Source organism: Ignavibacterium sp., assembly GCF_025998815.1.
Taxonomy (GTDB): domain Bacteria; phylum Bacteroidota; class Ignavibacteria; order Ignavibacteriales; family Ignavibacteriaceae; genus Ignavibacterium.
On the sequence record NZ_AP026678.1, the window covers coordinates 3408306 to 3433805 of the forward strand.

The window sequence follows — 25500 nt, forward strand, 5'->3', positions numbered from 1 at the left end:
ATGAATCTTATAATCGGAAGAAAACCTGTACTGGAAGCTCTGAACAGCGATGAGGAAATAACTCAGGTTTATATTCTGTATGGTCAGGAAGGCGGAATAATTAATGCAATTCGTGTTGCAGCTAAGAAAAAGGGAGTTAAAGTAAGTCAAATTACACTAGAGAAATTCAGACAAATTGTAAAAGACAAAAATGCTCAAGGTGTGGTTGCTCTAAAATCTTCGCAAAAATTCTATACACTTCAGGAAATAATTCAAATAGCAAAATTCAAAAATTCAAAAGCCCTCTCCTTAGGAGAGGGTTTGGGTGAGGCCCCACTTCTCTTAATATTAGATTCAATTCAGGATACACATAATGTTGGTGCAATTTTAAGAACAGCAGAATGCAGCGGAGTTGATGGAATCATTATCACAAAACATAATTCGGCACCGATAAATGAAACTGTAGCTAAAACATCTGCAGGTGCGAGTGAGATTGTTAAGATATGTCAGGTTAATAATTTAGCAAATGCAATAGATGAGCTTAAGAAAGAAGGTTTCTGGATTGTCGGTTCATATCTCGGTAATTCAAAACCATATACTGAAATTGATTATAAAATGCCTGTTGCATTAATTGTTGGTAATGAAGAAAAAGGCATAAGAAAATTAACTGCGGATAAATGTGATTTCCTCGTTCACATTCCGATGAAAGGGAAAATTCAATCTCTCAATGTTTCAGTCGCAGCAGGAATACTTCTCTTCGAAATTCTAAGGCAGAGAATTTTATAAAAAATTCTTTGTGACTTTGTCTTTTCTTTACGCTAAATTTCAGTAGTAAAACAATTCTAATTAAGCACGGGAACCTAACAAAGGAGGAAATATGAAATCGAAATTATTTCTCACTCTTATTCTGATACTTTCACTTTCCTGTTTTTATGAATCGGTTACATTCTCTCAGGATAAAAAGAAAAAGAAATCTGTTAAGGAGGTAATCAAAGATGTTAATAAAAAAGAACAAACTGATACCAAGCAAACAGATTTAAAGAAAATTGTTGAAGAAAATGTAACAGATACCAATCAGAAAAATGCAGACGATAATTCTAAATCATCAGCACAAAAAATTTCTCACATAGTTCAGACAAAGCACTTTTATAAATTTGGTTCTGCTCAGGATGAAGGAATCAAAGTTTCAGAGAAGCATTTTGATGATAGTGGAAATGTAATAGAATTCTCGGAATATGATTCCGATGGTTCAATTCTGAAGAAAGAAAAATATGCTTATGATAGTAATCAGAAAATGACAGAGCATATTCTTTACAACTCAGATGGAGAAATTGAAATGAAAGAAATATTTAAGTATGATGGAGATAAAGTTAAAGAATATGCTGTATATAATTCTGACGGTGAGTTAGAAAAAAAATCAATTTATAAGTTCGAGAATAATTTACTGAAAGAAGAGACACTTTATAATTCAGATGGAGAACCTGAAGCAAAATTTGTTTATTCATATAAAGGTGATCTACTAAGTGGTAAATCAAAGTTTAATCCAGAAGGGGAACTCGAGGAAAAACTTATTGTAAATTATTATGACAATGGTAAGCCATCTGAAGAAGTTTATTATAACAGCGAAGGTTCAATCACCAAAAAAATTGTATACAGATTAAATTCATTTGGTAATCTTAAAGAAAAAATTGAATTTGATGATAGTGGTGAACAGGTTGCAAAGACAACTTATAATTATGATACCAACAACAGATTAATTGAAGAAGCGGAATTCGAATCTGATAATAATCTTATCAGGAAAAATTCATTCACATATAATGATCTGGATTTGAAGACTCAATCAATTGAATATGATAGTGATGGAAAGCAAGTGAGCAAATTTTTATATCATTATGATTATGCAAAAAGATTAATTAAAGCAATTAGTCTCAATCTTCTTGAAGAACCGGTATTTGAAATAAGATATTTATATGAAACAAAATAAACTTTAATTAAAAAATAGGGTTGACTAAACAAGAATTGTCAACTTTCTTAAGTCAGCCCTTTTGTTTCAGCTATTTTTGTTCCGCAGGAAGAACAAAATTTTTGCTCCATTTTAAAGCTTCGCCTAACAAATTGCACAAAAACAAGATTCATCTTTTCTATTAAAAATTTTTCACAAATTTTCTCTCAAAATTTCATTATTTTTCTAATGAATATTTTATACAATACCGGAGTTTACTATGCCCAACAAAATAACACCAGCCGTCAGGACAAATAACATTACCTACGCAGTCAGAGATATTGTAGTTTTAGCAAATCAGGTTGCTAAATCAGGAAAAGAAATGTTGTACCTGAATATTGGTGACCCGAATCTTTTTGATTTTGAACCACCTCGACATCTTGTTGATGCAACATATAAAGCTATGTTGGAAAACAAAAATGGTTACGCTCCTTCATCCGGAATAAAAGAAGCAGTTGAGGCAATCGAAAGAGAAGCCGAAAAAAAAGGAATCACAAATGTTCACGATATTTTTGTTACTACAGGTGCAAGTGAAGCAATAGATATTTGTCTCACGGCTTTGGTAAATGATGGCGAAAATGTTCTTACCCCAACTCCTGGTTATCCTCTCTACACTGCAATTGCCAGTAAACTTCAGATGATGGAAAATCCGTATTATCTTAATGAAGAAAACGGATGGCTACCTGATATTGATGATATCAAATCAAAAATAAATGATAAAACACGAGCGATAATTTTAATCAATCCGAATAATCCTACTGGCTCACTTTACACAGAGGAAAATTTAAAGCAGATAGTTGATCTCGCTCTTGAACATAATCTTGTAATTTTTGCCGACGAAATTTATGACAAACTTTTGTTCGATGGGAAGAAACATATTTCAATAGCTTCGCTTAATAAAGATGTTTCTTGTATTACCTTTGGTGGATTGTCAAAAAATTATATGGTTCCGGGATTCAGAATCGGGTGGGGAATTGTTAGTGGAAGAAAAGAAGTTCTTTCTGATTATATCGAAGCTATAAATAAAATTTTGCGCGCAAGATTATCTGCAAATCATCCTGAGCAATATGGAATAAAACCTTCACTCGAAGGAAGTCAGGAACATCTTGTAATTGCAATGCAGAAGCTTACCAAAAGAAGAGATCTTACGGTTGAGATGTTGAATTCAATTCCGGGAATTTCCTGTGTTAAACCGGAAGGTGCATTTTATGCTTTCCCAAGATTGCATATGAAACAACCTGATTCTCATTTTGTTGCTGAGTTAATCAAAGAAACTGGTGTTGTTGTTGTTCCGGGAAGTGGATTTGGTCAGGTTCCGGGTACTCAGCATTTCAGAGTTGTGTTTTTACCAAATGAACAAATACTAGAAAAAGCTTACAGGGCAATCGGGGATTTTTATCAAAAGTATCTTGAAAAGTATCCCGATTTGGTAGAGGCCTGAATAAAAATTTCTTTAAAGACTTCTGCGCAATTGTAGAAGTCTTTAATATTTATTTTTACCTGTCAAACAAATACAACTTACCTTGATTGGCTGAAGCTCAATCTCTATATTTGAAACCGATTTAATAAGCATTTTGCAGATAGAAATTTTGGATAATTATAAAATAACAGTTTTACCGGCCGGCGTTAAGGTAATCTCTGAATACATTCCACATTTCAAGTCTTTCTCGCTTGGATTTTGGATTAATGTTGGTTCAAGAGATGAGAATTCCCGCAACAATGGAATTACTCATTTCATTGAACATATGATTTTTAAGGGAACAAAGAACAGAACCGCTAAACAAATCTCCGACGCAATTGAATCATACGGTGGTTATCTTAATGCATTTACTTCAAAAGAAGAAACTTGTGTTTATGTCCGTGGACTTGAGAATAATTTTAATCTTTATTTTGATGTTTTGAGTGACCTCGTTCAAAATCCTTTGTTCAAAGATTCGCATATTAAAAAAGAAGCCGGTGTTGTTATTGATGAATTAAGGGATATTGAAGATAATCCTGAGGAACTGATTTTCGACAAATTTGAAGAGAAAATTTTTGCTGGAAATTCACTTAGCTATCCGATTATCGGAACAGAAAAAAATATCTTATCCTTTAATTCGACACTATTACATCAGTATCATAAAAAGTTTTACCGAGCTGATAATTTGTTAATTGTATCTTCCGGTTGTATTGAACACGAGAAAATTGTTGAGCTTGCTCAAAAATCAATAGTTTTAAAGTCTGGAAATTCGAACCAAAAAAGAAAAACTTTTGTTAAAAATTTTGCCGATGATTTTTATGTGGAAAAAGAAACCAATCAGATACATACGATAATCGGCAGAACATCATTTGGCTTCAATGATGAACGAAGAACGACACTTAAAATTCTGACAACATTGCTTGGAGAAGGAAGCAGTTCAAGATTGTTTCAGGCAGTTAGAGAAAAACTTGGAATTACTTACCAGATAAATTCGTTTCTTAATTCTTATAAAGATGTTTCTGCATTTGGAGTTTATTACTCAACCAGTGAAAAACATTGGGAAAAAGTTTATACGATTATAAACAGAGAGTTCAATAAAATTATTGATGGTAAAATTAAAGAAAGTGAAATAAAGCGTGTAAAGGAATATCTAAAAGGCAATACAATTTTAAGTCTGGAAAATACAACAAACAGAATGATCAGATTAGCAAATTCAATTCTTCATTACGGAAAAATTTTAAGTATTGAAGAAATAATTAAAAAGATTGACTCGGTAACAAAAGCTGAAGTCATAGAAATAGCTAATGAAGTTCTTTCACAAAAAGAATTAGTCACAATTACATTAGGTTCAAAAAATAAATCAATTAACAAAGCAGCATAATTGAAGAGACAGATATGCCAAAAATAATTATTGATGGAAAAGAAATAGAGTTTAAACAAGGTCAAACTATCATCGAAGCAGCAAAAGATCACGGAATAGAAATTCCACATTTCTGCTGGCATCCGAAATTATCTGTATCGGGTAATTGCAGAATGTGTCTTGTTGAAGTGGAAAAAATGCCAAAGCTTGTAATAGCTTGTGCAACAGTTGCTTCTGATGGAATGGTTGTTCACACAGAATCACCAAAAGCAATCGCAGCAAGAAATGCTGTGATGGAATTTTTACTCATCAATCATCCTTTGGATTGTCCCATTTGTGACGAAGCTGGTGAATGCAAACTTCAGGATTACGCATATCAGCATAGCATTGGAGAAAGCAGATTTGTTGAAGAAAAAGTTCATAAAGATAAGAGAGTTAAGATTGGTCCGCGTGTAATGTTTGACGCCGAAAGATGTATTTCCTGTTCAAGATGCATCCGCTTCTGCGATGAAATTGCCAAAGATTCTGAACTTACTTTTACTAAAAGAGGAGACAGAGTTACAATTACTACATTCCCTGGCGAAGAGTTGGATAATCCATACTCGATGAATGTAGTTGATATTTGTCCGGTTGGAGCTTTAACAAATGCTGACTTCAGATTTAGAGCAAGAGTTTGGGATATGTCACATACAAACTCAGTCTGCATTGGTTGTTCTCGTGGCTGCAACATTGAAATTTGGGTTCGCAATAATGAAATATTAAGATTAACTCCAAGACATAATGAAGAAGTTAATAGTTATTGGATGTGTGATCACGGAAGATTAAATACATTTAAGTTTGTTAATGCTGAAAACAGAGTTGACTCACCCCATTTAAGAAAAGAAGGAAAGCTTGTCAGAGTCGGTTGGGACGAAGCTTTTGCTGAAGCTGCTTCTAGATTGAAAACCCTAAGTAAAGATCAGATTGCAGTTATTGGATCTCCTTATGCTACTTGTGAAGATAACTATATTGTTTCAAAATTTGCCAGAAGTGTTCTTGGTACAAATAATATTGATTTCTTCCGCCACATTGATTACAGTTTTGCAGATGACATTCTCAGAAGAGAAGATTTAACTCCAAATTCACTTGGAGCAGAATTGGTTGGTGTTAAACCTCAGAAAAATGGGTTGAACATTGATGGAATAATTAAGTCAATCAAAGAAGGAAAAATCAAAGCTCTTTATTTGGTAGAAGATGATATTCTAACTGCTAATCCGGAATTAGAAACATATCTTGCTAAACTTGAAGTGTTTATTGTTCACGCAACCAATTTTAATCAATCAACAAATTTTGCAGACATAGTTTTTCCGGCAGCAACTTACGCAGAAAAAAATGGAACATTTATAAACTTTCAGGGAAGACTTCAAAGAATTCGTCCTGCTGTTGCAACAATAGAAGTTGACAGAGCTCTTGAAGGAATGGCTCTTTCAAGATTGGATAAGTTCGGAACAAAATTCGATCGTTGGGCGCAGGGAAAACATTTTGATGCAAGATCAACCTGGAAAATTCTTACATCGCTTGCAAATGTTCTCGGTTCAAAATGGAAATATCAAATGGCAGAAGATGTTTTCGATGAAATGACAAATTCCATTGCTGAATTTAAAGGATTAGATTATGATGTGATTGGTGATTTAGGTGTTCAGCTTAAACTTGAAAAAGTAAATGTAGTTTAATTGCGGAGTTAACAAATGAGCATTACAGAAATTTTGATAATCTCTTTAATAAAAATAGTTCTGGTATTGGGCATCACGCTTATTACAGTAGCATACCTTGTTTATTTCGAAAGGAAAATAGCTGCCTGGGCACAAAACAGAATTGGTCCAAACAGAGTTGGCTGGCAGGGAATCCTTCAGCCCTTTGCTGATGTCTTCAAACTTTTATTGAAAGAAGATATCGTTCCGGAAAGAGCTAACAGAATTGTTCACGCAATTGCACCTATGATTGCTCTTTTTGTTGCTTTTACAACTTATGCAGTCATTCCCATCGGTCCAAATATCAATATTTTTGGTTATGATATCTCTCTTGTAGTGGCAGATGTTAATATGGGAATTCTTTATGTCCTTGCCTTGACTTCATTGGGAGTTTATGCAATTACATTTGCTGGTTGGTCTTCCGGAAGTAAATATTCATTGCTCGGTGGAATAAGATCTTCAGCACAAATGATTTCTTATGAAATCTCGATGGGATTTTCGATTGGCGGTGTTCTTCTTCTCGCAGAATCACTAAGACCAATTGACATAGTTAATTCGCAGGCAGGATTATGGAATGCGATTGTTCAACCAATCGGATTCATTACATTCGTAGTTTCAGCGTTTGCAGAAACAAATCGCCTTCCATTTGATTTACCAGAAGCTGAACCGGAACTTGTCGGTGGTTTCCACACCGAATACAGCTCAATGAAGTTTGCAGGTTTTTTTCTTGCAGAGTATGCGAATATGGTTATTGCCTCAGCGATGATTGTAACTTTATATTTAGGTGGTTGGCATTTACCATTTGAACAAAGTTTAGGACTGTCCGGTACCTGGTTGACCGTTGCTCAAATAGCTTCTTTCTTTGTTAAGATGGGTGCAATGCTGTTCTTTTTCATTTGGGTAAGATGGAGTATACCGAGATTCAGATACGATCAGTTAATGAATTTAGGTTGGAAGGTAATGTTCCCGCTTTCACTGATAAATATAATCTGGGTTGCTGTAATAATTATGTTAACAAACTAAATTGAATTTAACGGAGTGTGAAGATGGCTCAAACATCTAATTCATTAAAGAAAAGAAAAAAAGATTTAACATTCTGGCAGAAAATATATATTCCGGAGATTGCTAAAGGTCTTGCTCTTACTTTCAAAAATATGGTAAGACCAAAATTCACAATGGAATATCCGGAAGAAAAGTTTATCCCACCCCCATCTTATCGTGGCAGACCTGTTTTGGTTCTCGAAGAAACCGGTGAAGAAAGATGTGTCGCTTGCGGACTTTGTTCAAGAGTTTGTCCTGCACTCGCAATAGAAGTTCAGGCAGCAGAAACTGAAAGAGAAAAAGAAAGATATCCTGAGAAGTTCGAAATAAATATGCTTCGATGCATCTTCTGCGGTTTATGTGAAGAAGTATGTCCTGAAGAAGCAATTGTTATGAGTAAAGATTATGAATTAGCTTTTACAAATCGGGAAGATGCTATTTATGGAAAAGATAAGCTTCTTATTCCTGTAAGTCAATTACAAGACAGAATCGAATTTCTAAGAAAATATAAATAAAATTTTTCATTACTCATTTCTATTGGGTGGGAATTGCTTTCAAAGGTTTTAAGCAGTGCAACATATGGAATTGAAGCTTATCTTGTTGAAGTTGAAACTCATGTTGAAAAGCAGGTTCCCGGTTTTATTATTGTTGGGTTGCCCGACAATGCAGTTAAAGAAAGCCGTGAACGAGTAATAGCTGCAATCAAAAATTCAGGCATACAATTTCCAGTTAAAAAATTTACAATCAATTTAGCACCAGCCGACATTAAAAAAGAGGGAAGCGCTTTTGATTTACCAATAGCCATTGGAATTTTATCTGCTCTCGAATTAGTTCCACTCAACTCATTAATTGATACAATTTTTCTTGGAGAATTGTCATTAGATGGTTCTCTAAGGCATATTAAAGGTGCATTACCTATTGCTGTTGAAGCAAAAAACAAATCAATCAAAAGAATAATTCTTCCCAATGATTCAGCACAGGAAGCTGCTATTGTTGATGGTGTTGATGTTTATGGCTTCGACAATTTATCAGAAGTAATAGCTTTTCTTAATGGTGATTTAGAAAAGGAAGTTACTATAACTGATAAGCAAAATCTGTTCTCTGCAATAAATCAATATCATCTTGACTTTGCAGATGTGAAAGGGCAGGAAAATGTAAAGCGCGCACTTGAAGTTGCTGCTGCTGGTGCTCATAATATTCTTATGATTGGTCCTCCCGGCTCAGGCAAAACTATGTTAGCAAAAAGATTGCCGACAATTCTTCCTCCGATGACTTTTGATGAAGCACTTGAAACAACAAAAATCCACTCAATTGCCGGGATTCTGCCAAAGGAAAAAGCGATTATAACTGAGAGACCATTCAGAAGTCCGCATCATACAGTATCTGATGCAGCATTAGTTGGTGGGGGATCATTTCCCAAACCTGGCGAAGTTTCATTTGCACATCACGGAGTTTTATTTCTTGACGAGTTACCCGAATTCAAAAAAAATGTACTCGAAGTTCTCAGACAACCTCTTGAAGATTCTAAAGTAACAGTTTCAAGATCAAAATTATCCCTTGATTTTCCAGCAAACTTCATGTTAGCCGCTGCAATGAATCCTTGCCCGTGTGGTTTTTATACTGATCCTAATAAAGAATGTACTTGTTCACCTCCTCAGATACAAAAGTATATGGCTAAGATATCAGGGCCTCTTTTAGACAGAATTGACATTCACATTGAAGTACCTGCAGTAAAATATAAAGAGCTTTCCTCCAAAGCATCAGGTGAAAAATCAGAAGTTATTCGTGAGCGAGTAATTCGTGCCAGAGAAATTCAATTGAGAAGATTTAGAGACTTCAAACATATCTATTCTAATGGTGATATGGGTTCAAAAGAAATAAGACAATTTTGTAAACTCGATGATGCAGGAGAAGAATTACTGAAGATGGCAATGACTAAATTAGGTCTATCTGCCAGGGCTTATGATAGAATTTTAAAAGTTAGCAGAACTATTGCCGACTTGGAAAATTCAGAAACCATTTTACCCCAGCATATTAGCGAAGCTATTCAATACCGAAGTCTTGATAGAGAGCTTTGGAAGCATTAAAAAAGCCGGCTGAAAATTGCCGGCTCTTTATCGGGAATCATTAAACTTTACAGTTATTCAGAAGCGGAATTTCTCTCGAGAGGAGTAACATAACCGTAAAGTTTAAGATCAAACACCCCATATTTATTAAATTCTGGAATTACAAATTCTTCACCTTTTGGTTTAGCTAAGAATACAAGAAAATCACCAGATTTTGTATTCAATTCACCGAACACAAATTTTACATAGTAAGGAAAAGTCTTATAATAAACATGAATATTTTCTTTCTCAGTTTTATAACCAAAAATCTGAAGCGGAGCTAATTTGTGCCCATCTCCGTATGGAAGTACTTGTTCTCTCGAAATGTCCACTATTTTAGCACCATACACATTAATATCAGTAATGTACTCGGGTCGTACATTTTCTAAAACAAGCACTCCTTCTCCATTATTCTGAACATATATTAGCTCTTTCGGAACATCGACTATATATTCAAAAGTTACATAGAAGTCAGAATATTTGCTTGGATCATCTTTTATATAAACCTCAACTGTACCCTTGCCATCAATTCTTGAAAAGGTAACATCTTTTATCTTTTCAAATGTAAACAGGAAAGGATAAGGAAAATTATTATTTGGAGTACCAACAATTGGTCTCTCTAAAGAAGGTTCAGTAATAAGTGATGATTCACTATTATAATCTGAACAAGCAAAAAATGAAATAGAAACAAGAATTGTGAAAAAAAGAATTGTGTTTTTCATGGCTTTTCCCCTTTTGTTTTTATTAATGATTTAATTTAAGGACATTTTTAACGCTTGCTAGGTTATTGACAACCATTGTACCAAAATTGTCGCCATTTTAAAATTCGATTTTGTAGAAATTAAGTGATTTTTCGACTTTTTGAGGAAATCCTACCAGATAGAAATTACCTTTCGGTAATTTTTACCGAATTCCTACTCAAAAAGGTAAATAAAAATCTGCAATGGATAAAAATTTGCATTTTTACATTATAGAAAATATATTTGTGGCTCTCTTTTAATAAGAGAAGTGCGGGCGGACGCCGGAGTTGGAGAGCCGGGGCGGACTGTAAATCCGTTGGCGTGAGCCTTTGGGGGTTCGAATCCCTCGCCGCCCACTAAATTTTGCGGGAGTAACTCAGTTGGCTAGAGTCACAGCCTTCCAAGCTGTTGGTCGCGGGTTCGAGTCCCGTCTCCCGCTCAATCAATATCCCTGTTGAGGGATATTTTAATGTTTTAAATATAGCTGCTGACGTAGCTCAGTTGGTAGAGCACATCCTTGGTAAGGATGAGGTCACCGGTTCAATCCCGGTCGTCAGCTCAACAAATTTGGAGATATTTTTATGGCAAAAGGAAACACTCGTCAAATTATCGTTCTTGAGAGTACGGCCGGTACCGGATATAGATATACCACAACCAAAAATAAAAGAACTCATCCTTCAAGGGTTGAGTATAAAAAGTATGATCCGGTGGCAAAAAAACATGTTATCTTCAAAGAAACTAAATAAATTTTTAGATACGTCAGTAGCTCAATTGGCTAGAGCAGCGGTCTCCAAAACCGCAGGTTGGGGGTTCGAGTCCCTCCTGACGTGCGAACATAGTTATAAACTATTGAGTCAAATATGAAAGAAAAAATCATTACTTTCTTCCAGGATGTTGTAAAGGAAATGAAAAAGGTTACCTGGCCAACCAAGGATGAGCTTTTTGAATCTACAAAAATTGTGATTGTAGTTTGTCTGGTACTTGCTGCTTTTACTTATGTAATTGATATGTTAATTAATCAAGTATTAAAGGGAATTTTTTAGGTAATGGAACCAAAGTGGTATGTTTTAAGAGTTTTTTCAGGTCACGAAAATAAAGTCAAAGCTTTATTAGAAGCAGGATTGCGTGATAACGAAGAATTTAGAGCGAAAATTCAGGACATTTTAGTTCCTACTGAAAAAGTAATAGAAGTTAAAGACGGTAAGAAGAAAAGTAAAACAAAAAACTTTTTCCCGGGATATTTACTGGTTAATGCTGATTTGGATGACCGTGTGAAAGAGTTTATTCTGAATACTCCATCAGTGATGGGATTTCTTGGCTCTGGAAAGAAACCAAATCCGCTTCAACCTGATGAAGTAAAAAGAATTGTAGGAAGAATCACTCAGGATGGTAATACAGAACGAATCGAAACTATTTTCAGAAGTGGTGATATTGTAAAAATTATTGATGGTCCATTTAATAATTTTACCGGAACCGTTGAAGAAGTAAATGAAGAGAAAATGAAAATAAAAGTGATGGTCTCAATTTTTGGAAGAAAAACTCCGGTAGAAATTGACTTTGTTCAGGCAGAATTAGAAAAATAACTTAACTTATTTTAGGATATAATTATGGCTAAAAAGATTGATGGTTATATAAAACTTCAGATACCAGCTGGTAAAGCTAATCCTTCACCACCTGTTGGACCAGCTCTAGGTCAAAAGGGTGTAAACATTATGGAGTTCTGCAAGCAGTTTAATGCAAGAACTCAGGATAAAGAAGGATTGATTATTCCTGTTGTTATTACTGTATATAGTGATAAATCATTTACCTTCATTACGAAAACTCCTCCGGCAGCAGTACTTTTGAAAAAAGCAGCAAAGATTGAAAAAGGTTCTGCAGAGCCAAATAAAACTAAAGTTGGTAAAGTTTCAAAGAACCAGATTAAAGAAATTGCTCAGCTTAAAATGCCAGACTTAAATGCTCACGACATCGAACATGCAATGAGTATGGTCGCCGGAACGGCTCGTAGTATGGGACTTACAGTCGAAGACTAATTTTAATGAAAAGAAGGTGAAAGAGAAATGCAGCTAACAAAAAGAAATAAGAAAATTTTAGAAAAAGTTGATACTAAAAAAGAGTATTCAATTGAAGAGGCAGTTAAAACACTAAAAGAGCTTTCTTCGGTTAAGTTTGTTGAATCATTGGATGTTGCAATCAGACTTGGTGTAGATCCGAGACACGCTGATCAGATGGTAAGAGGAACAGTATCTCTGCCTCACGGAACCGGAAAAGAAGTCAAGGTGCTTGTAATCGCTAAAGGCCCAAAAATTCAGGAAGCTCTTGATGCTGGTGCTGATTATGCTGGCTTTGAAGAATATCTTGAAAAAATTAAAGGTGGTTGGGCTGATGTTGATGTTATTATTGCAACACCAGACACCATGGCTGATTTAGGTAAATTAGGAAAAGTATTAGGTCCGAAAGGTCTAATGCCAAATCCAAAGAGTGGAACTGTTACTATGGATGTTGCAAAAGCTGTTAAAGAAGTTAAGGCCGGTAAAATTGAATTTCGTGTTGAAAAGACAGGTATCGTTCACACGTCAGTTGGCAAATTGAATTTTGAAGTTGATAAATTAGTTGAGAATACCAAAGCATTTCTCAACACTATTATTAAGCTTAAGCCACCTACAGCAAAAGGACAGTATGTTAAGAGTTTATATCTCTCAAGTACAATGGGTCCTGGGCTTAAGATATCTAAAGAAGAAATTGCAATATAATTATTAAAGAGTTTACGCACTCAAAAAAATGCTTCTAACCGACTCGATTTAATAAACTCTGAAACAGGAGAAATATGAATAAGAACGAAAAATCTGAGATCATTGCCGAGGCGAAAGAACTAATTGAAAAATCTACTGCTGTTTATGTGGCAGATTATTCAGGAGTTAATGTTGCAGACATTAGCGAACTCAGAAACCAATTCAGAAAAGAGGGTGTTACCTATAAAGTTTTCAAGAATACTTTATTCAAGCGCGCTCTAGCTGAAACAGGTAAGTACTCAAAATTAGCTGATAATCTTGAAGGTATGTCAGGATTTGCATTTGCATTTGACAATCCTGTTGCACCTGCAAAGATTATCAAAAAATATTTTGATGCGAATAAAAAGTTTTCGCTTAAAGCCTGCTACATTGAAACTGAATTCTATTCCGGAAATCAGTTAGATCAGTTAGCAACATTGCCAACTAAAGCAGATTTAATTGCCGGAATACTTTCAAGCATAAACGCGCCTGCCTCAGGCATTGTTGGTTCAATTAACGCTGTATTCAGAGATCTGGTAAGTGTTATTGATCAGATTTCTAAAAAAGCAGCATAAATTTTAATTATGAAAATTAATAATCAGGAGAAGTAAAATGTCAGAAAAAATTGCTGAAATAGTTGAAAAAATTAAAGCCCTTTCATTAGTTGAAGCAGCTGAATTAAAGAAAGCACTTGAAGAAGAATTCGGTGTTACAGCAGCTGCTCCGGTTTTAGTGGCTGGTGGTCCTGTTGCTGGTGGTGATGCAGCACCTGCTGAAGAGAAAACAGAATTTGATGTTATCCTTCAGTCAGCTGGTGACAAGAAAATCAATGTTATAAAAGTAGTAAGACAACACACCGGTTTAGGTTTGAAAGAAGCAAAAGATCTCGTTGATGGTGCACCAAAAACAGTTAAAGAAGGTGTATCAAAAGACGAAGCTGAAAAAATCAAAAAAGAATTAGAAGAAGCCGGCGCTACCGTAACTATTAAATAATTTATTTTTCGATTTTTTGCATTAAATAAAGTGATAAGGCGGAAAATTACCGTCTTATCGCTTTGTTGTATTTATGAATTGTGTTTTTAGTAATAAGTTTTAATGAATTTGAAATCTTTTAGGAGGATTCCAATTGGATAATAACCGCATTTCTTTTAGCCGAATTAAATCTGTTCTTGATGTTCCTGATCTGTTAGGTATTCAGACGGAAACATTTGAAGACTTCCTGCAGCACAATGTTCCACCTTCAAAGCGAGAGAACAAAGGACTTCAACAGGTCTTCTTGACAAATTTCCCTGTGCTTGATAATAAAGAAAACTACCGTCTTGATTTTCTGGAATACTATGTTGAAAAACCCAGATTCACTGTTCAGGAATGTCTTGAAAGAGGTTTAACATATTCTGCACCATTGAAAGCCAAACTCAGACTTTCAACTAAAGATCAGGATACTCAGGAATTTATCAATACTGTTGAGCAAGAAGTTTATCTTGGCAATCTTCCCTTTATGACAGAGAAGGGAACATTTATTATTAATGGTGCTGAAAGAGTAATTGTATCGCAATTACATCGTTCACCAGGAGTTGCATTCTCTCAAACTCTGCATCCAAATGGTACTCCTATTTACACAGCCAGAATTATCCCTCTGAGAGGTTCCTGGGTTGAATTCGCAACAGATATAAACTATGTAATGTATGTTTATATCGATCGCAGAAAAAAATTCCCTGCAACCACACTACTCAGAGCAATCGGCTATGAATCTGACGAACAAATCTTAAAACTTTTTGATTTGGTTGAAGAAGTACCGGTTAAAAAATCCAAGCTTGAGAACTTTATCGGAAGAATGGTTGCCAGCGACTTATTCGATATGTCAACTGGTGAAATTTTTCTAACTCGTGGTGCAATCTTCAGTGAAGAAGATGTTGAAAGAGTTAAAGAAGCAGAAATAGATGTTTTGAAGTTCATAAAATCTGATCGTTCACCTGATCAGGATTTAATAGTTAATACTCTTCAGAAAGACACTTCTACATCAAGAGAAGAAGCACTTTATTCAATTTACAGACAATTAAGAACCGGTGAAGCTCCTGATTTGGAATCTGCCGAGCAGCTAATTGAAAAATTATTCTTTAATGATAAAAGATATGATTTAGGTGAAGTTGGTCGTCACAGAATGAATGACAAGTTGAAGTTGAATGTTCCTGAAAATGTGACTGTTCTGACAAACGAAGATATTGTTGCAATAATGAGATACATCATCGATCTTAAAAATGGAATTGCTCCGGTTGATGATATTGATCATTTAGGAAACAGAAGAATCAGAACTGTTGGAGAACAACTTTCGCAGCAGTTTAATGTTGGTATGGCGCGTATGGCAAGAACAATTAAAGAAAGAATGAATATGCGCGATACCGAAAACTTTACACCGCAGGATTTGGTAAATGCAAGAACTATCACAAGTGTTATAAATGCATTCTTCGGAACAAATCAGCTATCACAATTTATGGATCAAACTAATCCATTGGCTGAGATGACTCATAAGCGAAGAATGTCTGCATTAGGTCCTGGTGGTCTTACCCGCGAAAGAGCAGGGTTTGAAGTAAGAGATGTTCATTATACTCATTATGGAAGACTTTGTCCGATTGAAACTCCTGAAGGACCAAACATCGGTCTTATCTCTTCTCTTACAATTTATGCTCGCGTTAATAAATATGGATTTTTAGAAACTCCTTACAGAAAAGTTGTTAAAGGAAAAGTTACAAATGAAGTTGAATATCTTTCTGCTGAGCAGGAAGATAAATTTATTATTGCTCAGGCAAATGCACCTATAAATGAACAAGGCAAGTTTATCAATGAAAGAGTAAAAGCAAGATACAAAGGTGAATTTCCAATAGTACATCCTGAAGAAGTTCATTATATGGATGTTGCACCTGCTCAGATTGTAAGTGCAGCAGCAGCATTAATTCCATTTCTTGAACACGATGATGCTAACAGAGCATTGATGGGATCAAACATGCAACGCCAGGCAGTTCCATTGCTTAAACCAGAAGCTCCTATTGTTGGAACTGGTATGGAAAGAAAAGTTGCCTATGATTCAAGAGCTTTACTTATAGCTGAAGATGATGGTGTTGTTGCAAGTGTTGATGCAAACAGAATAGTTGTTAAGTATGATATTAATCCCAATAGTTTTGAAGCTCTTACCAGCTTTAACGAAACCAGAGAAGTAGTTTATGAACTCACAAAATTCCAGGGCACAAACCAGGAAACTTGTGTAAATCAAAAACCAATTGTTAAAGAAGGTCAGCGAGTTAAAAAAGGAGATGTATTAGCAGATGGAGCTGCAACTGATCAGGGTGAACTCGCACTTGGTAGAAATGTTCTTGTAGCATTTATGCCTTGGAGAGGTTATAACTTTGAAGATGCTATAATTATTAGTGAAAGAGTTGTTAGAGAAGATGTTTATACTTCAATTCACATTGAAGAATTTGAGTTGCAGGTTAGAGAAACAAAACGAGGCGAAGAAGAATTAACAAGAGAAATCCCAAATGTCAGTGAAGAAGCAGTAAAGAATCTTGATGAAAACGGTATAATAAGAGAAGGTGCTGAAGTTAAAGAAGGTGATATTCTTATCGGAAAAATTACTCCGAAAGGTGAAACCGATCCTACACCGGAAGAAAAACTTCTTCGTGCAATATTCGGAGATAAAGCGGGTGATGTAAAAGATGCCTCGCTACGTGCTTCGCCTGGTTTGAGAGGTACTGTAATCAAAACAAGATTATTCAGTCGCAAGAAAAGAGATAATGAATCTAAAAAACAAGAGAAAGCTGCACTTGAACAGCTTGATCAGGATTTCAAAAAGAAATTACAACAGCATTATAACAAGCTAGTTGAGAAATTGACAAAGATTACTGAAGGCGAAACTACAACAGGCATCAGAGATCTTGATGGAAGCGTTGTTTTAAGAAGCGGAACAACCATTAAAGAAAAAACTTTTTCTGAAATGGAAGATGTTACAAAGCTTGATTATACTGCTGACTGGTTCGAATCTAAAAAAGTAAATAATATGGTTAAGACTCTCTTCAAGAATTACTTTGATATAAAAGTTGATATTGAAGAAGAGTACAAAAAAGAAAAAGTTAAAATTCAAAGTGGAGATGAATTACCTCCGGGAATTGTTCAGCTTGCAAAAGTTTATGTTGCTAAAAAGCGTAAACTTTCTGTTGGTGATAAAATGGCTGGACGACACGGAAATAAAGGCGTTGTTGCTAAGATTGTCCCGGTTGAAGATATGCCTTTCTTACCAGATGGAACTCCTGTAGATATTATACTTAATCCACTTGGTGTTCCTTCAAGAATGAACCTTGGACAATTATATGAAACCGTTCTTGGTTGGGTCGGTAAGAAAATGGGAGTCAAATTCGCTACTCCAATTTTTGATGGTGCAAAGTTAGAAGATGTTGAGCAATGGTTACAAAAAGCAGGAATTGATCCTGGTTCGAAAACTGACTTATATGATGGAAGAACAGGTGAAAAATTCCATCAGAAAGTAACCTGTGGTTACATCTATATGCTTAAACTCAGTCACCTTGTAGATGATAAAATTCACGCAAGGTCAATTGGACCATACTCACTTATTACTCAGCAGCCACTCGGCGGTAAAGCTCAATTTGGTGGTCAGCGATTTGGAGAAATGGAAGTTTGGGCATTAGAAGGTTATGGAGCTTCGCATATTCTTCAGGAAATTCTGACTGTTAAGAGCGATGATGTTGCTGGTCGTGCAAAGGTTTATGAAGCTTTGGTTAAAGGTGAAAATCTTCCTGAACCAAATATTCCTGAAGCATTTAATGTAATGATTAAAGAATTACAAGGTCTTGGTCTCGATATTAAGATTAACTAAAAGGTGTGTAAATCCTTAAATAGAAATTAGGAGATTATAAAAATGGCATTTAGAATTCAAGAAAATGCAATGAAAGATATTAACAGTATTACCATCAGTTTAGCAAGTCCTGACGATATTCTCGGACGCTCTTATGGTGAAGTAACAAAACCTGAAACAATTAATTACAGGACATTCAGACCCGAAAAAGATGGTTTATTCTGCGAAAAGATTTTCGGTCCAACAAGAGATTGGGAATGCTACTGCGGCAAATACAAAAGAATAAGATATAAAGGAATTATCTGCGACAGATGTGGTGTTGAAGTTACTCAGAAAAGTGTGCGCAGAGAAAGAATGGGACACATCGCTCTTGCGGTTCCAATTGTGCATATCTGGTTTTTCAGAACTCAACCTTCTAAAATCGGAAACATAATCGGATTAAGTCTTAAAGAATTAGAAAAAGTAATTTATTACGAATCTTATCTTGTTCTTAATCCGGGACCAACAGGATTGAACCGTTTAGATTTAATTTCTGAAGAACAGTATTATGAAGTTCTTAACTCTTTACCTGATGGTAATGAAAAACTTGATGATGAAGATCCGAAAAAATTTGTTGCAAGAATTGGCGGAGATGCCGTTAGAGAAATCTTACGTAAGACTAACATTGAACAGCTTTCAACTGAATTAAGAGAACAATTAAAAACTGAAACATCACAACAGAAGAAACAAGACCTTCTGAAAAGACTTCGTGTAATTGAAGCTTTCAAAGAAGAGGAAGGTAAAGTTCCGAACAGACCTGAATGGATGGTATTAAGTTACATTCCTGTTATTCCACCAGAACTTAGACCTTTGGTTCCATTGGAAGGTGGAAGATTTGCAACAAGTGATTTGAATGATCTTTACAGAAGAGTAATTATTCGAAACAACAGATTAAAAAGACTTATAGATATTAAAGCTCCTGAAGTAATTCTTCGAAACGAAAAGAGAATGCTTCAGGAAGCTGTTGATGCATTATTCGATAATTCAAGACGCGGAAGTGCCGTAAGAAGCGATAGCAACAGACCTCTGAAATCATTAAGCGATATGCTTAAAGGAAAACAAGGAAGATTCAGACAGAATCTTCTGGGAAAGAGAGTTGATTATTCCGGTCGTTCAGTAATCGTTGTTGGTCCGGAATTGAAATTACATCAATGCGGTCTTCCAAAAGATATGGCTGTTGAATTGTTTAAGCCATTTATTATCAGAAAACTCATCGAGCGGGGACACAATAAAACTGTTAAAAGTGCAAGAAAAGTTGTTGACAGAAAAGATCCTATTATTTGGGAGATACTTGCAAAAATCATTGAAGGACATCCGGTATTATTAAACAGAGCTCCAACGCTTCACCGATTAGGTATTCAGGCGTTTCAACCTGTTCTGATTGACGAGCGAGCAATTCAGCTTCATCCAATGGTTTGTACTGCATTTAACGCAGACTTTGATGGTGACCAGATGGCGGTGCATGTTCCCTTATCTTATGAAGCTCAGCTCGAAGCAATGTTATTGATGCTCAGTAGTCATAACATTCTTTCACCACAAAATGGAAGTCCTATCGTTATTCCAACACAGGATATCGTATTAGGTTGCTATTATCTTACAAAGATGAAAGAAGGTGATCTTGGCGAAGGTATGACATTTTCCTCGCCTGAAGAAGTGTTGATTGCTTATGATAATAAAGTTGTTGGACTTCATGCAAAAATTAAAGTTAGAATTGATGGACAAATGATTGAAACTACTGTTGGTAGAATCATTTTCAATCAGATTGTTCCAAAAGAAATGGGCTTCATTAACCAGTTACTTGTGAAGAAAGCATTCAGCAGTATAATTGGTAAAATGTTTATGAAGCTCGGAAATAAAGTTACTGCTAAGTTCCTTGATGATTTGAAAGACTTAGGATTCAGATATGCAACTGCTGGTGGTATTTCAGTAAGCTTTATAGACATGGTTGTTCCTGAAGAAAAAGACACCCTCATTGCTCAGGCAAACAAAAAGGTTGAAGCAATATTAAATGAACACGAAATGGGTGTTATCACTGATGCTGAAAGATACAATAAGATTATTGATGTTTGGACACACACAACAAACAATGTTGCCCGCGCTTTGATGGAGAAGATTCGTCATCATAATCAGGGCTTTAACTCATTGCATATGATGGTTGACTCAGGTGCTAGAGGTTCTCAGGAACAGGTTCGTCAGCTTGCAGGAATGAGAGGATTGATGATGAAACCTCAAAAGTCTCTGACTGGTCAGGCAGGTGAAATTATCGAGAATCCAATTGTAGCAAACTTCAAAGAAGGTTTGTCAGTTCTTGAGTACTTCATATCAACACACGGTGCAAGAAAAGGTCTTGCAGATACTGCATTAAAAACTGCAGATGCAGGATATCTCACGAGAAGATTAGTTGATGTTTCTCAGGATGTTATAATTACAGAAGAAGATTGCGGAACAATTTTAGGAATTGAAGTCAAAGCACTGAAAGATGTTGAAGAAGAGCGCGAACCACTTGCAGAAAGAATCACCGGAAGAGTAGTTCAGCAGGATGTTTACGATCCGCGAACAGATGAGCTTATTATTGAAGCTGGTAACATGGTTACCGAAGAAATAGCTGAACGAATTGAAGATGCAAATATCGATTCGGTTTATATCAGAACAGTTCTTACCTGTGAATCGAAGAGAGGTGTTTGTGCTAAATGTTATGGAAGAAATTTAACAACAGGCAAAATGGTTGAGATTGGTGAAGCAGTTGGAATTATTGCTGCTCAGTCAATCGGTGAACCCGGAACCCAGCTTACTCTCAGAACATTTCACCTTGGTGGTACTTCTTCTCGTATCGCATCCCAAAGCCAGGTTGAAACAAACACTGACGGTATCGTAAAATATGAAAGAATTCAGTTTGTTGAGAAGATAGAAAGAGATCCGTTTGGTGGTCCGGACATTAAAGTGAAAGTTGTTACCGGTCGTAGAGGTGTTATTGAAATTTTAGATGAAAATAACAGACAACTCAAGAAATATGATGTTCCTTACGGTGCAGAGCTTCTCGTAAACGATGGACAACCTGTTAAAAAGCGTCAACCGCTTTACAATCACGATCCTTATAACTCTTTGATTATCACAGATGTTGCCGGTGTTGTAAAATTTGTTGATCTGATTGATGGGGTAACTTTACAACAAGTTACTGACGAGCAAACTGGACATGTTCAGAAAGTTGTACTGGAATCAAAAGATAAAAATCTAACCCCAAGCATTTTAATTAAAGCAGAAAACGGAGAAGTTAAATCGTTCAACTTACCTGTTAGATCATATCTGAGTGTTGAAGAAGGAGAATCGGTTTCCGCCGGAACTACACTTGCAAAAATCTCAAAGCAAACAGCTAAGAGTAGAGATATCACAGGTGGTCTGCCTCGTGTTACTGAATTGTTTGAAGCCCGAAGCCCTCACGAACCAGCTATCGTTTCAGAGATTGAAGGTATAGTAAAGTTCGGTTCAAGGAAGAAAGGAGCCAGAGAAATTATTGTCCAGGCAGTTGACGGCTCGGATGAGAAGAGATATAGTGTTCCGTTGCAAAGACATATTCTTGTTCAGGATGGTGACGAAATTCCTGCCGGTGAAAAAATAACAGACGGGCCAGTTAATCCGCACGATATTCTTGCTATCAAAGGAACGAGTGCAGTTCAGGAATATCTTGTAAATGAAATACAGGATGTTTACAGACTTCAAGGTGTTAAGATTAATGATAAGCACATTGAGGTAATAGTTAGACAAATGTTGCAGAAAGTGAAAGTTGTTTCTCCCGGAGATACAAAATTCCTTGAAGAAGATTTAGTTGATCGTGTAGAATTTATTCAGGAAAATAACCGTATTTCAAATATGGTTTACATTGAAGATAAGGGTGATTCTAAATTTAAGAATGGTCAATTGATAACTAAGAGCAAATACAGAGAAATTAATGCTGATCTGAAGAAGAAAGGTAAAAAGGAAATTATTGCTAGAGATGCTGAGCCAGCAACATTTGAACATATACTTTTAGGAATTACCCAGGCAGCACTTTCAACTGAGAGCTTCTTATCTGCGGCTTCATTCCAGGAAACAACAAAGGTACTGGCAAATGCTGCAATAGAAGCCAAAACTGATCACTTACTCGGATTAAAAGAAAATATTGTAATGGGTCATCTGATTCCAGCCGGAACAGGATTGAAAAAATACAGAAACATCATCCTTAAATCCGAAGAAGCAGAACCTAAAGAATCTGAGATTAAGGAAAGTCAAAGTAATTAGGTGTGAATTATAATCACACACTAAAATGAGTTTAATAATTTTAGTTCTATTTTCTTGACAAAATTTGAACTAAAGGATATATTTGAAGTCTGAAAAAATTTGAAAAGTTAAACATTAGGAGATTTTGTGCCCACAATAAATCAATTAGTTAGAAAAGGAAGAGTTAAAATTCTTTCTAAAAACAAGGCTCCGGCATTAGAAGGTTGTCCTCAGAAGAGGGGTGTTTGTACAAGAGTTTACACTACAACTCCTAAAAAGCCTAACTCAGCACTTAGAAAAGTTGCCCGTGTTAGACTTACAAACAATATTGAAGTGACAGCTTATATTCCCGGTGAAGGGCACAATTTGCAGGAGCACTCACTTGTTATGATTCGTGGTGGTAGAGTAAAAGATTTACCTGGTGTTCGATACCATATAATCAGAGGAACCCTCGACACCAGTGGTGTTGAAGATCGTAAAAAAGGACGTTCTAAATACGGAGCTAAAAAACCAAAAGCTAAATAATTATGAGAAAACGAAGAGCAGAAAAAAGATATGTAAAGCCAGACCCTAAATACAATGATGTATTGGTGGCTAAATTTATAAACAGTATAATGCTTCGCGGTAAGAAATCTACCGCAAGAAATATTGTTTATACAGCATTTGATATTATTGAAGAAAAATCTAAAAAATCCGGACTCGAAGTTTTTAAGAAAGCTATTTCAAATGTAGCTCCGGTTATTGAAGTTAGAAGCCGTAGAGTTGGTGGTGCTACTTATCAGGTCCCAACTGAAGTAAGACCTGAAAGAAGAACTGCGCTGGCAATGAGATGGATTAAAACTTACTCACGTGCCCGCGGAGAAAAATCTATGGCTGCAAAATTAGCGGGTGAACTTTTAGCTGCATCAAATAATGAAGGTTCCTCAGTTAAGAAAAAGGAAGATACTCACAAAATGGCAGAAGCCAATAAGGCGTTTGCACACTTTAAATGGTAAGGTAGGTTTAGAAATCAATGGCAAATAAGATAAGTATAGATAAAGTTCGTAATATTGGGATTATGGCTCACATTGATGCCGGTAAAACCACAACTACAGAAAGAATTCTGTATTATACCGGCAAAACGCATCGAATTGGTGAAGTACACGATGGTGCAGCAACAATGGACTGGATGGAGCAGGAAAAAGAGCGTGGTATTACAATTACCAGTGCTGCTACTACCTGTTATTGGAATAACCATCAGATTAATATAATTGATACTCCTGGTCACGTTGATTTTACAGTTGAAGTTGAAAGATCATTAAGAGTTTTGGATGGAGCAGTTGCATTATTTTGTGCTGTGGGTGGTGTTGAACCTCAGTCTGAAACAGTCTGGCGTCAGGCAGATAAATATGGTGTACCGAGAATCGCTTTTGTAAATAAAATGGATAGAATTGGTGCGGATTTTTACCACGCAGTTGAGATGATGAGGGAAAGACTTGGTGCAAACGCGATTCCAATCAATCTGCCAATTGGTGAAGGCGATATGTTCGTGGGTGTGATTGATTTAATTCAGAACAATGCAAGAATGTATCACGAAGACAGCTTAGGTACTACCTATGATGAAATAGCTGTTCCCAAAGATTTACAGGAGATTACTAATAAGTACAGAACCCAAATGCTTGAAGCAGTTTCTGATGTGGATGATACATTGCTCGAGAAATATTTGGAAGGTAAAGAAATAACTCCTGATGAAATTAAATCTGTTCTTAGAAGAGCAACCATTGAACTTAAAATTGTTCCTGTTCTCTGTGGTTCTTCTTTCAAAAACAAAGGCGTGCAGAAACTTCTTGATGCAGTTGTTGATTTCTTACCATCGCCAGCTGATTTGAAAGAGATTGAAGCTCATCATATTGGAATGAATGATATTGTAAAGAGAAAAATTGATGAAAATGAGAAATTCACTGCATTAGCTTTCAAAATAATGAATGACCCTTATGTAGGTAAATTAACATTCTTCAGAGTTTACTCAGGTACACTTTCAAGCGGTTCTTATGTTTTTAATTCGGTTAGCGGAAAAAAAGAGAGAATTAGCAGACTTCTTCAAATGCACGCTAATCATAGAGAGGAAATAAGTGAGGTAAGAGCAGGAGATATTGCTGCCGCAGTTGGATTGAAATTTACTAAAACAGGTGATACTCTTTGTACAGAAAATGATCCTGTTGTACTTGAACGAATGACATTTCCTGAACCAGTTATTCAGATTGCTATCGAACCAAAAACAAAAGCTGATCAGGATAAATTATCAGAAGCTTTATCCAAGCTTTCAGACGAGGATCCGACATTTAAAGTTAAGGTTGATGAAGAGACTGGTCAGACATTAATTAGCGGAATGGGTGAGTTACACTTAGAGATCATCGTTGATAGAATGAAAAGAGAATTTAAAGTTGAAGCTAATATTGGAAAACCACAGGTTGCTTACAGAGAAACAATTACCAGTACTGTTCAGGCAGAAGGAAAGTTTGTTAAGCAGTCTGGTGGAAGAGGAAAATATGGTCATGTTTGGATTGAAGTTTCGCCGAATGAACCAGGTAAAGGGTATGAATTTATAAATGCGATTGTTGGTGGTGTTGTTCCTAAAGAATACATTCCGGCAGTTTCACAGGGAATTCAGGATGCAATGAAGAATGGTGTTATTGCCGGATTCCCAATGGTAGATATTAAAGCAAAGCTATACGATGGATCATATCACGATGTAGACTCAGATGAAATTTCATTCAGAGTTGCAGGATCAATGGCATTTCAGGCTGCCGCCCGAAAAGCTAACCCTGTATTACTCGAACCAATTATGTCTGTTGAAGTTATCACACCCGAGGAATACCTCGGAGATGTTATGGGAGATTTGAACTCCCGTAGAGGAAAGATAGAAGGATTTTCTGCAAGAAAAGATGCTCAGGTAATAAAAGCTTTTGTACCATTGTCTGAAATGTTTGGTTACGCAACCATATTAAGATCAATGACACAGGGAAGAGCTTTATATACAATGCAATTTGATCATTACGCAGAAGTGCCAAAATCAATTGCAGAAGAAATTGCAGAAAAATCAACATCAAAGAGATCAACAGCAACTACATAATTCAGAATTAAAAAACTAAAAGAAGAAAAATAAAAAGGAGATTC

At 35.8% G+C, this 25500-nt stretch carries 21 protein-coding genes and 4 tRNA genes; 24 read left to right on the forward strand and 1 reads right to left on the reverse strand.

All coding sequences use genetic code 11. The features are described 5' to 3' along the window. The 8 genes from rlmB (at nucleotide 1) to Q0X14_RS14890 (ending at nucleotide 9658) form a co-directional block, all read left to right on the forward strand. Nucleotides 1-765 (forward strand): 23S rRNA (guanosine(2251)-2'-O)-methyltransferase RlmB, encoded by a 765-nt coding sequence (gene rlmB, locus Q0X14_RS14855; protein ID WP_297840335.1) that lies wholly within the window; start codon nucleotides 1-3, stop codon nucleotides 763-765. Between the two features lie 91 nt (nucleotides 766-856). After that, nucleotides 857-1963, forward strand: coding sequence for a hypothetical protein (locus Q0X14_RS14860; protein ID WP_297840338.1), 1107 nt, complete (start codon nucleotides 857-859; stop codon nucleotides 1961-1963). A gap of 238 nt (nucleotides 1964-2201) precedes the next feature. Beyond that, nucleotides 2202-3422, forward strand: a complete 1221-nt coding sequence (locus Q0X14_RS14865; RefSeq protein ID WP_297840341.1) for an aminotransferase class I/II-fold pyridoxal phosphate-dependent enzyme — start codon at nucleotides 2202-2204, stop codon at nucleotides 3420-3422. A 148-nt stretch (nucleotides 3423-3570) separates the two neighbouring features. Then, nucleotides 3571-4821 (forward strand): pitrilysin family protein, encoded by a 1251-nt coding sequence (locus Q0X14_RS14870; protein WP_297840343.1) that lies wholly within the window; start codon nucleotides 3571-3573, stop codon nucleotides 4819-4821. 14 nt (nucleotides 4822-4835) lie between these two features. Further along, nucleotides 4836-6512 carry a molybdopterin-dependent oxidoreductase gene (locus Q0X14_RS14875; RefSeq protein ID WP_297840346.1) on the forward strand — a complete coding sequence of 559 codons (1677 nt, stop codon included), beginning with the start codon at nucleotides 4836-4838 and terminating at the stop codon, nucleotides 6510-6512. Between the two features lie 15 nt (nucleotides 6513-6527). After that, a complete protein-coding gene (gene nuoH / locus Q0X14_RS14880; RefSeq protein WP_297840349.1) occupies nucleotides 6528-7553 on the forward strand; it encodes an NADH-quinone oxidoreductase subunit NuoH in 1026 nt (341 codons plus the stop codon). Between the two features lie 23 nt (nucleotides 7554-7576). Continuing rightward, nucleotides 7577-8086, forward strand: a complete 510-nt coding sequence (gene nuoI / locus Q0X14_RS14885) for an NADH-quinone oxidoreductase subunit NuoI (protein WP_297840351.1) — start codon at nucleotides 7577-7579, stop codon at nucleotides 8084-8086. Between the two features lie 33 nt (nucleotides 8087-8119). After that, nucleotides 8120-9658: a YifB family Mg chelatase-like AAA ATPase gene (locus tag Q0X14_RS14890; RefSeq protein ID WP_297840353.1), complete on the forward strand. Its 1539-nt coding sequence runs from the start codon at nucleotides 8120-8122 to the stop codon at nucleotides 9656-9658. A 53-nt stretch (nucleotides 9659-9711) separates the two neighbouring features. On the opposite strand, the gene Q0X14_RS14895 is transcribed toward Q0X14_RS14890, so the two are convergent. Continuing rightward, entirely contained in the window at nucleotides 9712-10398 is a 687-nt protein-coding gene (locus tag Q0X14_RS14895) for a hypothetical protein (protein WP_297840356.1), read from the reverse strand. Between the two features lie 290 nt (nucleotides 10399-10688). Here Q0X14_RS14895 and Q0X14_RS14900 point away from each other — a divergent pair. The 16 genes from Q0X14_RS14900 (at nucleotide 10689) to fusA (ending at nucleotide 25456) form a co-directional block, all read left to right on the forward strand. Beyond that, nucleotides 10689-10772: transfer RNA gene (locus Q0X14_RS14900), tRNA-Tyr, on the forward strand. A gap of 9 nt (nucleotides 10773-10781) precedes the next feature. Then, nucleotides 10782-10855, forward strand: a tRNA-Gly gene (locus Q0X14_RS14905). Between the two features lie 47 nt (nucleotides 10856-10902). Next, nucleotides 10903-10975, forward strand: a tRNA-Thr gene (locus tag Q0X14_RS14910). Nucleotides 10976-10997: 22 nt separating this feature from the next. Then, entirely contained in the window at nucleotides 10998-11162 is a 165-nt protein-coding gene (rpmG, locus tag Q0X14_RS14915) for a 50S ribosomal protein L33 (protein ID WP_014559765.1), read from the forward strand. Between the two features lie 10 nt (nucleotides 11163-11172). Beyond that, a tRNA-Trp gene (locus Q0X14_RS14920) sits at nucleotides 11173-11246 on the forward strand. 30 nt (nucleotides 11247-11276) lie between these two features. Continuing rightward, nucleotides 11277-11459 (forward strand): preprotein translocase subunit SecE, encoded by a 183-nt coding sequence (gene secE / locus Q0X14_RS14925; RefSeq protein ID WP_297840360.1) that lies wholly within the window; start codon nucleotides 11277-11279, stop codon nucleotides 11457-11459. Nucleotides 11460-11462: 3 nt separating this feature from the next. Then, nucleotides 11463-11999 (forward strand): transcription termination/antitermination protein NusG, encoded by a 537-nt coding sequence (nusG, locus tag Q0X14_RS14930; RefSeq protein WP_297840363.1) that lies wholly within the window; start codon nucleotides 11463-11465, stop codon nucleotides 11997-11999. 24 nt (nucleotides 12000-12023) lie between these two features. Next, nucleotides 12024-12449 carry a 50S ribosomal protein L11 gene (gene rplK / locus Q0X14_RS14935; RefSeq protein ID WP_297840366.1) on the forward strand — a complete coding sequence of 142 codons (426 nt, stop codon included), beginning with the start codon at nucleotides 12024-12026 and terminating at the stop codon, nucleotides 12447-12449. A 27-nt stretch (nucleotides 12450-12476) separates the two neighbouring features. Continuing rightward, entirely contained in the window at nucleotides 12477-13169 is a 693-nt protein-coding gene (rplA, locus tag Q0X14_RS14940) for a 50S ribosomal protein L1 (protein ID WP_297840369.1), read from the forward strand. Nucleotides 13170-13243: 74 nt separating this feature from the next. After that, nucleotides 13244-13762 (forward strand): 50S ribosomal protein L10, encoded by a 519-nt coding sequence (rplJ, locus tag Q0X14_RS14945; RefSeq protein WP_297840371.1) that lies wholly within the window; start codon nucleotides 13244-13246, stop codon nucleotides 13760-13762. A 37-nt stretch (nucleotides 13763-13799) separates the two neighbouring features. After that, a complete protein-coding gene (gene rplL, locus Q0X14_RS14950) occupies nucleotides 13800-14180 on the forward strand; it encodes a 50S ribosomal protein L7/L12 (RefSeq protein WP_297840373.1) in 381 nt (126 codons plus the stop codon). Between the two features lie 133 nt (nucleotides 14181-14313). Next, the gene (rpoB, locus tag Q0X14_RS14955) at nucleotides 14314-18072 is read left to right on the forward strand and encodes a DNA-directed RNA polymerase subunit beta (RefSeq protein WP_297840376.1); all 3759 of its coding nucleotides are present in this window, start codon (nucleotides 14314-14316) and stop codon (nucleotides 18070-18072) included. 42 nt (nucleotides 18073-18114) lie between these two features. Next, nucleotides 18115-22365 carry a DNA-directed RNA polymerase subunit beta' gene (rpoC, locus tag Q0X14_RS14960; RefSeq protein WP_297840379.1) on the forward strand — a complete coding sequence of 1417 codons (4251 nt, stop codon included), beginning with the start codon at nucleotides 18115-18117 and terminating at the stop codon, nucleotides 22363-22365. A gap of 126 nt (nucleotides 22366-22491) precedes the next feature. Beyond that, nucleotides 22492-22869: a 30S ribosomal protein S12 gene (rpsL, locus tag Q0X14_RS14965; RefSeq protein ID WP_014559774.1), complete on the forward strand. Its 378-nt coding sequence runs from the start codon at nucleotides 22492-22494 to the stop codon at nucleotides 22867-22869. Continuing rightward, nucleotides 22869-23339 (forward strand): 30S ribosomal protein S7, encoded by a 471-nt coding sequence (rpsG, locus tag Q0X14_RS14970; RefSeq protein WP_041294061.1) that lies wholly within the window; start codon nucleotides 22869-22871, stop codon nucleotides 23337-23339. Before rpsL ends, rpsG begins: the two co-directional genes overlap by 1 nt. 17 nt (nucleotides 23340-23356) lie before the next feature. After that, entirely contained in the window at nucleotides 23357-25456 is a 2100-nt protein-coding gene (gene fusA, locus Q0X14_RS14975) for an elongation factor G (protein WP_297840384.1), read from the forward strand. Nucleotides 25457-25500: the final 44 nt, after the last annotated feature.